Raw genomic sequence first — 8098 nt, 5'->3', positions numbered from 1 at the left:
CGCCCAGTGGGAACAGCAGGCCGCCGACCTCGTCGCCCAGCACTGGAACAGCTGAGACAAGCAGAAGGCCGGCACCCCGAACAGCGGGGTGCCGGCCTTTCGCACGACAGCGTCAGGTGGCGCTGATCGTGCCGGTCGCCAGCAGGCAGATCAGCAGGCTGCCCAGCGCCACCCGGTACAGCACGAAGACGTACAGCGTGTGGTGGGCGACGTAGCGCAGCAGCCAGGCGATGGCCGCGTACCCGACGGCGAACGCGATGAGCGTCGCGATCACCATCTGCGCCACGCTCGGCGCGGCGGTGCCCGGCGCCGACGGCTCGAAGACGTCCGGCAGGCTGAACACGCCGGAGATCACCACGGCCGGGATGGCCAGCAGGAACGAGTAGCGGGCCGCGGTCTCCCGGGTCAGGTTGAGCAGCAGGCCCGCGGTCAGGGTGCCGCCGGACCGGGACACGCCGGGCACCAGCGCCGCGGCCTGGGCGAAGCCCATCACCACGCCGTCGCGCATCCGGAAGTTCTCCAGCGTACGGGTCTGCCGGCCCCAGTACTCGGCGAAGGCCAGCAGCATCGCGCCGATGATCAGCGTGCAGGAGATCAGCCAGAGGTTCCGGCCGGCGGTGCGGATCTGGTCCTTGAACAGCAGCCCGAAGATGCCGATCGGGATGGTGCCGACGATGACGTACCAGCCCATCCGGTAGTCGAGGCTGGACCGCACCGAGCGGTCGACCAGGCCGACGAACCAGGTGCGGACGATCCGCCAGATGTCCTTGGCGAAGTAGATCAGGACGGCGGCCTCGGTGCCGAGCTGGGTCACCGCGGTGAACGACGCGCCCGCGTCCCGGCCGAAGAACAGCTCCGAGGTGATCCGCAGGTGCCCGGACGAGGACACCGGAAGGAACTCGGTCAGCCCCTGGACCAGGCCCAGGACGATGGCCTCGATCCAGGTCACTCGCCGACTCCGGACAGCTCCAGCGCCTCGGCGACGGTACGCAGGGTCTGCACCCCGCTGTCCCGGTCGGCCACGAACAGCGACACCGACAGCGTGGTCACGCCCGCGGCGGCGTACTCCCGCATCCGCTCGGCGATGCGCTCCTTCGGGCCGAGCAGCGACGTGCGGTCGATGAACTCCATCGGTACGGCGGCGGCCGCGTCGCGCTGCCGCTTGGCCAGGTAGAGGTCCTGGACCTCGCGGGCCGCGTCGCCGTAGCCCATCCGGGTGGCGAGCTGGTTGTAGAAGTTCTGCTTGCGGCTGCCCATGCCGCCGACGTACAGCGCGGCGTACCAGCGCACCAGCTCGGCGCAGGTGGCGATGTCGTCGCCGACCACGACCGGCACGGACGGCACCACGTCGAAGCCGGCCAGTTCCTTGCCCGCCGCGGCGCGCCCGGCGCGCACCGAGGCGAGGTGCTCCTCGGCGAACTCCGGGGAGTAGAAGACGGCCAGCCAGCCGTCGGCGATCTCGCCGGCCAGCTCCAGGTTCTTCGGGCCGACGGCGGCCAGGTAGATCGGGATGTGCTCGCGCGGCGGGTGGAAGCCCAGCCGCAGCGCCTTGCCGGGGCCGTCGGGCAGCGGCAGCGTGTAGTGCTCGCCGTCGTACGCGACCTCCTTGCGGGCCACCGCCAGCTTGACGATGTCGACGTACTCGCGGGTGCGGGCCAGCGGCTTGGCGAACCGCACGCCGTGCCAGCCCTCGGAGACCTGCGGGCCGGACACGCCCAGGCCGAGCCGGAACCGGCCGCCGGAGAGCGTGTCGATGGTCGCGGCGGTCATCGCGGTCATGGCGGGGGTACGGGCCGGGATCTGCATGACCGCGGACCCGACGTCGATGCGCTCCGTCTGACCGGCGATCCAGGCCAGCATGCTCGGCGAGTCCGAGCCGTACGCCTCCGCGGCCCAGACCACCGAGTAGCCGAGCCGGTCCGCCTCCTGGGCCAGCGCCAGGTGGTCGAAGGGCGTGCTCCACGCCGTCTGGTATCCGAGGTTGAGCCCGAGTCGCACTGATCCTCCCACCGTCCGCACCACAGGTCGCATCAGGTTACGCAATGAGCGTGGCGCCCTCGACGTCCGGCTCGCCCCGAACATGTCACACCGGGCGGAGGTCGCGCGGGAAGTTGACTGCGGCGAGGATATCCGTGACGCCGGGTTCGAAATAAGGTTCACGCATGCAACAGCGACCGCTCGGCCGAAGCGGGCTGGCGGTATCGCGGCTCGCGCTCGGCACCATGACCTGGGGACGGGACACCGACGCCGACGACGCGGCCGCCCAGCTGAAGAGTTACCTCGACGCGGGCGGCAACCTCGTCGACACCGCCGACGTGTACGCCGACGGCGACGCCGAGTCGGTGATCGGCTCCCTGCTGGGCACCCTGGTGGACCGCGACGAGCTGCTGATCGCCACCAAGGCGGGCCTGCGGCCGGGCAGCCGCCGCCGGGACGGCTCGCGGGGGCACCTGCTGCGCACGCTCGACGCCTCGCTGCGCCGGCTGGGCACCGACCACGTCGACCTGTGGCAGGTGCACGGGTACGACCCGGACACCCCGCTGGAGGAGACGCTCTCGGCCCTGGACCACGCGGTGTCCAGCGGGAAGGCCCGCTACGTGGGTGTGTCGAACTTCTCCGGCTGGCAGACCGCCCGGGCCGCCGCCTGGCAGGCCGCCTGGCCGGGGCGGGCGCCGGTGGTCGCCGCGCAGGTGGAGTACTCGCTGCTGGAGCGCGGTGTGGAGCGGGAGGTGCTGCCCGCCTGCGCCGGGATGGGGCTGGGTGTGCTGCCCTGGTCGCCGCTGGGCCGGGGTGTGCTGACCGGCAAGTACCGCAACGGCCGCCCGGCCGACTCGCGGGCGGTGTCGCCGCACTTCGAGCGGTTCGTCGCGACGTACCTGGAGCCGCGCTGCTCCAGCATCGTGGAGGCGGTCGCCATCGCGGCCGGCGGGCTGGGCGTGTCGCCGCTGGAGGTGGCGCTGGCCTGGGTGCGGGACCGGCCGGGCGTGACCGCGCCGATCCTGGGCGCCCGGACCGTCGGGCAGCTGCTCGGCGCGTTGCAGGTGGAGCGGGTGACGCTGCCGGAGGAGATCGTCACGGCGCTGGACGACGTGTCGGCGGTGCCGGTGGGTTACCCGGAGCGCGACGGCTGAGCCGTACGAGGGCGATCCGGGTCACCCGCAGGGGGTGGCGGAGGGCCCGCGACCTGGGCAGCATAGGGGCATGGACTACGAATACGCGCCGCTGCGGTTGCCCTCGAACGTCGATCGGCTGACCGCCGCGGCGCAGCTGGCGATCCAGGCCGAGTTCTCCGGCTGGGAGCTGGCCCGGGTGCGGCTCTACCGGGACGGCACGCGGCAGGTGGTGCTGCGGCGCCGCCTGGTCAACCAGTCGCAGCCGGGCCTGTCGTACTGACGACGGGCCCGTCCCCGGGGCCGCGCGACGCGGCCCCGGGGACGCGCACGGCCTAGTGCGCGTGGTCGTGCTCCTCGTCGAGCTCCATGAACGGGTGCTCGTCGAGCCGGCCGACCAGCCGGTCGTCGGCGGCCGGCTGGAACGGGCCGACCGGGTCGTCGTCGTCGAACGACTCCAGGTCGACAGGGGTGCCGACCTCGCTGACCATCACCACACCGTCCAGCGGCTCCAGCTCCGGCACGTCGAGCGCGGACAGCGAGCCGTCGCCGCTCTGCAGCAGCTCCAGCACCGCCTCGCCGACGCCCTCGACCGGCGCCGGCTCGTCCTCCTCCGGGGTGCCCTCCCGGCGGGCCGCCTCGGCCGCGCGCAGCAGCGCGGCGACACTCGGCACACGGTAGTCGCGCCGCTGCCGCACCGAGATGACCCGCGGGTGCGGGTCGGTGGGCTCGCCGCCCTCGACGGCGCCGAAGCGCTCGTCGGCCTCGTCCGGGTCGATCGACTCCACGTCCCAGGGCGTCACCTCGCCGAACGCGTCGAGCAGCTGCTCGTCGTAGGCGAACGAGGCGTTGTTCAACGCGACGTACGCCTGCCAGACGGCGTCGTCGTCGATCCGGCCCTGGGCGGCCCGGACGGCGGCCAGGTGGGCGCGGGCGGCGTCGATCACCCGCTCGAGGGCGGCGTCCAGCTCACCGTGCTGGTCGGTCATGTGTGGCAGTCCCTTCGCGATGGGGGGAGGTTCCGCGCCGGCGGCGCCGCGGCGGGCGCGGTCAGCAGGTACGGAGGAAGCGGTCCAGAACCCGCACGCCGAACTGTAGTCCGTCCAGCGGAACCCGCTCGTCGATGCCGTGGAACAGGCCGGAGAAATTGAGGTCGGCGGGCAGCCGCAGCGGCGCGAAACCGAAGCAGCGGATGCCGAGCTGGGAGAACGCCTTGGCGTCGGTGCCGCCGGAGAGCATGTACGGCACCGGGTGCGCGCCCGGGTCCTCGGCGCGCAGCGCCTCCGACATGTGCGCCACCAGGTCACCGTCGAACGTGGTCTCCAGGGCCGGCTGGCGCTGGACGTACTCGATGGCGATGTCCGGCCCGACCAGCTCGCGCAGCTGCCGTTCCAGTTCCTCGCTCTGCCCGGGCAGGCTGCGGCAGTCGATGGTGGCGGTGGCCCGGCCGGGGATGACGTTGTCCTTGTAGCCGGCGGCCAGGCGGGTCGGGTTGGCGGTGTTGCGGACGGTCGCGCCGATGATGTTGGCGATCGGGCCGAGCTTGGCGATCGCGGTCTCCGGGTCGTCCGGGTCGATCTCGATGCCGAGCACGTCGGAGACCTCGGCGAGGAACGCCCGGACAGTGTCGGTCATCACCACCGGGAAGCGGTGCCGGCCGATCCGGGCGACCGCCTCGGCGAGCGCGGTGACCGCGTTGTCGTCGTGCACCATCGAGCCGTGGCCGGGCCGGCCCTTGGCGTGCAGGCGCAGCCAGTCGATGCCCTTCTCGGCGGTCTCGATCAGGTAGAGGCGGCGCTGCTCGTCGACCGAGTAGGAGAAGCCGCCGACCTCGCCGATCGCCTCGGTGCAGCCGTCGAACAGGCCGCGGTGCCGCTGGGTGAGGAAGTGCGCACCGTAGTCGCTGCCGGCCTCCTCGTCGGCGGTGAAGGCGAGCACGACGTCGCGCCGGGGGCGGACGCCGGTGCGCTGCCAGTCACGGACCACGGCGAGCACCATCGCGTCGAAGTCCTTCATGTCGATCGCGCCGCGGCCCCACAGGTAGCCGTCGCGGATCTCGCCGGAGAACGGGTGCACCGACCACTCGTCCGGGTCGGCGGGCACCACGTCGAGGTGGCCGTGCACGAGCAGCGCGTCGCGGCCGGGTTCGGTGCCGGGGATCCGGGCGACCAGGTTGGCCCGGCCGGGCGCGGATTCGTGGATCTCGGCGTCGACGCCGACCTCGGCGAGTTTCTCCGCGACGTACTCGGCGGCGCGCCGCTCTCCCGCGCTGGTGTCGTTGTCGCCGGTGTTCGTGGTGTCGATGCGCAGCAGGTCGCGGCAGAGGTCGACGACCTCGTCGGTGGCGTCGGGTCGGGCGGGGGCGGCGTCGCTCGTCATCGCTTCCTTATACCAGCAGGTGAGGTGGTCGCGGGCCGCCGGTGGCACGGCGGCGGTTTCGCGGATCGCCGGGCCGGGTACCGCCGGACCGCCCGGACATCGACTCCGGCCGTCATGAGGAGGGCACCATGACCGTCCCCCTGCCGCCGCTGCCGCCGGCCGCCGACGACGCGTACCGGCCGGGTGGGCGCAGCGTCGCCGACCTCGTGGACACCGAGCACCGGGCGCTGCTGGGGCTGGCCGACCGGGTCACGGACCCGGCGCTGGACGCCACCGGCCGGCGTGAGGTGCTCGACGTGCTGACCGCCGCGGTGTCCCGCCACCTGTCCGCCGAGGAGCAGTACCTGTTCCCGGCGGCCCGCGCCGCGATGCCGGACGCCGCCGAGCTGGTGGAGCGGGAGATCGAGGCGGATGCCGGGCTGCTGACCGCGCTCAAGGAGCTGTCCGGGGCGGACGACCCGGCGGTCGCGGACGTGGCCGAGCGGGTCCGCCGGCACGTCAGCCGCGTCGCGGCGCTGGTCACGCCGCTGCGCGAGGTGGCGAGCGACGCAGAGCTGATCCGGCTGGGCAACCGGTGGGAGATCGCGGAGGAGGCGGCGCCGACCCGGCCGCACCCCGGCACGCCCGCCACCCCGCCCTGGAACAAGATCGTCGAACCGGCCGTCGGGGTGCTGGACAAGGTGCGCGACGCGGTCACCGGGCGGCGTACCCGGCTGAGCGACCTGGAGCACCGCCGCGAGGGGTGAGCCGATCGCCCCTTCCGTGTATCGGTTCGTGGTCCTACCGTCACGGTATGGATCTGGAGCTGCGACACCTGCGTGTGGTCTGCGCGATCGCGGAGACGGGGAGCGTCACCAAGGCCGCCTCGGCGCTCGGCCTGGCCCAGCCGGCGCTGACCGCCCAGCTTCAGCGGATCGAACGGGCGCTGGGCGGGCCGCTGTTCGAACGGGACCGCCGCGGCGCCCGCCCCACCGCGCTGGGCGAGCTGGTGCTGGACCGGGCGCGGGTGCTGCTGCCGGCGATGAAGGGCCTGCGGGACGAGGCGGCCCGGATGGCCGGCGCGGGCGATCCGCTGCGCCGGTACCGCTTCGGCGGGGTGAACAGCCCGATCCTCGGGCGGCTGGTGCACCGGCTCGCCGCCGAGCGGCCGGACGCGCAGATCACCACGTACGGCTCCTGGTCGGTGGACGAGCTGGCGCAGATGGTCGCGGGTGGCCGGCTCGACTTCGCGCTGACCGGCGTGTGCGGCGACTCGACGCCGTCGGCCGGGTTCGGGCTGAGCTGGCGGGAGGTTGCGGTGGAGCCGATCTGCGTGCTGCTGCCGCAGACCCACCCGCTGGCCGGCCGCGCCGACGTCGACCTGGTCGACCTGCGGCGTGAGCGGTGGGTGGCCGCGCCGGGCGACGGCTGCTTCGGCGACTGCTTCGCCGCCGCCTGCGCCCGCTCCGGCTTCACCCCGAAGAAGGTGTACGAGGCGGACGTGCGGGCCGCGCTGGACCTGGTGGACGCGGGTGAGGCGGTGGCGTTGTGCCAGGCCACGTTCCGTCCGGTGGCCGGTCTGGTGACCCGCCGGCTCGCCGGTACGCCGCTGCGCTGGCGGCTGCTGCTGGGCTGGCATCCGGACGTGCCGGCCGCGGCGGTGGCCGAGCCGGTGCTGGCGGCGGCGGTCGCGGCGTACACCGACGCGCTGGCGAACCATCCGGAGTACCTGGGCTGGCTGCTGGCGCATCCGGAGTTCGGTGTGCAGCCCAACGGCTCGGGTGGGGTGCGAATCGCCTGAACCCGGGTAACACCGGCGACATGACTGATCTGTATCCGGCCGCCGACCAGCGGGAGCTGCTGCGCCAGGCGGCCACCGCGCACACCACCGCCGCAGCCGAGGTGGAGGCGTTCCTGCGCCGGTTGCCGGAGGTGCCGGGGCCGGCCGACGTGACCGAGTACGCCAACCTGCTCAGCCGCGAGGAACGCGCCCGCGCCGACCGGCAGGCCGCTGCGGACGCGGCCGGGCTGCGGCTGCCCAGCCTGGAGCCGGAGTAGCCGGCGGCGCCCGGGCGGGTGGTCCGCCCGGGCGCCGCCGGCTTTCGGCTCAGCGTTCGACGAGTACGTCGTGACCGAGGTCGAGCAGGGCGTGGCGCCACTCGTCGTCGGCGTTGCCCCGGCGTGGCCGCTGCGCGGTCAGCTCCCGGATCCGGGTGATCGCCTCCCGCATCACCTCGATGTCCTCCGGCGTGAGGTCCACCTTGCGCTTGCGCAGCACGGCGAGGATCTGCCGGCCCGGCTCGGGCAGGTCCAGGTCCGGGCCCGGACCGAACGCCTCCTCCCCCGAGCCGCGGGTCAGCAGCCACTGCCGCAGCGTCTCGGAGGACACGTTCACCTCGGCGTGGAAGTCGTCCCAGATCACCTCGACCTCGGGGTCGAGTCGCGCCTCGCGTACCATCACGCCTCCTCTCCCGGCGGCGGCCCGGATGCCGGCTCGCCCTCGTTCGGTGTGTGCTGCTTCAGGCCCTCCGGCGGCACCCGCACCCGGGACGGGTTCGCCGTCGGGGTCGCCTCGATCGGCTCACCGGCCCCGACGTCGTCGGGGATCTCCTCGGGTTCGGTCATGTCCG

The 8098-nt window shown here is 73.5% G+C and carries 11 protein-coding genes; 5 read left to right on the top strand and 6 right to left on the bottom strand.

The features are described 5' to 3' along the window. Positions 1-112: 112 nt before the first annotated feature. Together OC439_RS25115 and OC439_RS25110 are read right to left on the bottom strand one after the other, a co-directional pair. Positions 113-949: an undecaprenyl-diphosphate phosphatase gene (locus OC439_RS25115; protein WP_262015585.1), complete on the bottom strand. Its 837-nt coding sequence runs from the start codon at positions 947-949 to the stop codon at positions 113-115. Further along, positions 946-1998 (bottom strand): LLM class F420-dependent oxidoreductase, encoded by a 1053-nt coding sequence (locus OC439_RS25110; RefSeq protein ID WP_194801613.1) that lies wholly within the window; start codon positions 1996-1998, stop codon positions 946-948. The genes OC439_RS25115 and OC439_RS25110 overlap by 4 nt, the downstream gene beginning before the upstream one ends. A 164-nt stretch (positions 1999-2162) precedes the next feature. Between OC439_RS25110 and OC439_RS25105 the strand changes: the two genes are divergently transcribed. Then, entirely contained in the window at positions 2163-3131 is a 969-nt protein-coding gene (locus OC439_RS25105) for an aldo/keto reductase (RefSeq protein WP_262015584.1), read from the top strand. A gap of 70 nt (positions 3132-3201) precedes the next feature. Beyond that, positions 3202-3393 (top strand): DUF5703 family protein, encoded by a 192-nt coding sequence (locus OC439_RS25100; protein ID WP_030274256.1) that lies wholly within the window; start codon positions 3202-3204, stop codon positions 3391-3393. 52 nt (positions 3394-3445) lie between these two features. Here OC439_RS25100 and OC439_RS25095 read toward each other — a convergent pair whose 3' ends face one another. Together OC439_RS25095 and OC439_RS25090 are read right to left on the bottom strand one after the other, a co-directional pair. Further along, positions 3446-4099, bottom strand: coding sequence for a hypothetical protein (locus OC439_RS25095; protein WP_013286069.1), 654 nt, complete (start codon positions 4097-4099; stop codon positions 3446-3448). 61 nt (positions 4100-4160) lie between these two features. Continuing rightward, on the bottom strand, positions 4161-5489 hold the full coding sequence (locus OC439_RS25090; RefSeq protein ID WP_262015583.1) for a M20/M25/M40 family metallo-hydrolase: 1329 nt from the start codon (positions 5487-5489) through the stop codon (positions 4161-4163). A 128-nt stretch (positions 5490-5617) separates the two neighbouring features. Here OC439_RS25090 and OC439_RS25085 point away from each other — a divergent pair, with 128 nt between their 5' ends. The 3 genes from OC439_RS25085 to OC439_RS25075 are packed head-to-tail and all read left to right on the top strand — an operon-like array spanning position 5618 to position 7526. Continuing rightward, complete coding sequence (locus OC439_RS25085) at positions 5618-6235, top strand: hemerythrin domain-containing protein (protein WP_262015582.1); 618 nt, start codon at positions 5618-5620, stop codon at positions 6233-6235. A 47-nt stretch (positions 6236-6282) separates the two neighbouring features. After that, positions 6283-7269, top strand: coding sequence for a LysR family transcriptional regulator (locus OC439_RS25080; RefSeq protein WP_013286066.1), 987 nt, complete (start codon positions 6283-6285; stop codon positions 7267-7269). A 20-nt stretch (positions 7270-7289) separates the two neighbouring features. Continuing rightward, positions 7290-7526, top strand: coding sequence for a hypothetical protein (locus OC439_RS25075; RefSeq protein ID WP_262015581.1), 237 nt, complete (start codon positions 7290-7292; stop codon positions 7524-7526). 49 nt (positions 7527-7575) lie between these two features. Here the strand turns inward: OC439_RS25075 and OC439_RS25070 are convergent, their stop codons facing one another. Both OC439_RS25070 and OC439_RS25065 read right to left on the bottom strand, forming a co-directional pair. Further along, positions 7576-7926, bottom strand: a complete 351-nt coding sequence (locus OC439_RS25070) for a DUF3140 domain-containing protein (protein WP_135239924.1) — start codon at positions 7924-7926, stop codon at positions 7576-7578. Continuing rightward, positions 7926-8093: a hypothetical protein gene (locus OC439_RS25065; protein ID WP_262015580.1), complete on the bottom strand. Its 168-nt coding sequence runs from the start codon at positions 8091-8093 to the stop codon at positions 7926-7928. The genes OC439_RS25070 and OC439_RS25065 overlap by 1 nt, the downstream gene beginning before the upstream one ends. Positions 8094-8098: the final 5 nt, after the last annotated feature.

This window comes from Micromonospora sp. Mcm103 (assembly GCF_024519755.1).
GTDB lineage: Bacteria > Actinomycetota > Actinomycetes > Mycobacteriales > Micromonosporaceae > Micromonospora > Micromonospora aurantiaca.
This window is presented reverse-complemented; position numbering and strand designations above follow the sequence as displayed.

Bases quoted from the DNA above. Each gene is read 5' to 3' on its own strand.
- OC439_RS25100 (WP_030274256.1), top strand. From the start codon at position 3,202: ATGGACTACGAATACGCGCCGCTGCGGTTGCCCTCGAACGTCGATCGG.
- OC439_RS25105 (WP_262015584.1), top strand. From the start codon at position 2,163: ATGCAACAGCGACCGCTCGGCCGAAGCGGGCTGGCGGTATCGCGGCTC.
- OC439_RS25090 (WP_262015583.1), bottom strand. From the start codon at position 5,489: ATGACGAGCGACGCCGCCCCCGCCCGACCCGACGCCACCGACGAGGTC.
- OC439_RS25065 (WP_262015580.1), bottom strand. From the start codon at position 8,093: ATGACCGAACCCGAGGAGATCCCCGACGACGTCGGGGCCGGTGAGCCG.
- OC439_RS25095 (WP_013286069.1), bottom strand. From the start codon at position 4,099: ATGACCGACCAGCACGGTGAGCTGGACGCCGCCCTCGAGCGGGTGATC.
- OC439_RS25085 (WP_262015582.1), top strand. From the start codon at position 5,618: ATGACCGTCCCCCTGCCGCCGCTGCCGCCGGCCGCCGACGACGCGTAC.
- OC439_RS25070 (WP_135239924.1), bottom strand. From the start codon at position 7,926: ATGGTACGCGAGGCGCGACTCGACCCCGAGGTCGAGGTGATCTGGGAC.
- OC439_RS25075 (WP_262015581.1), top strand. From the start codon at position 7,290: ATGACTGATCTGTATCCGGCCGCCGACCAGCGGGAGCTGCTGCGCCAG.
- OC439_RS25080 (WP_013286066.1), top strand. From the start codon at position 6,283: ATGGATCTGGAGCTGCGACACCTGCGTGTGGTCTGCGCGATCGCGGAG.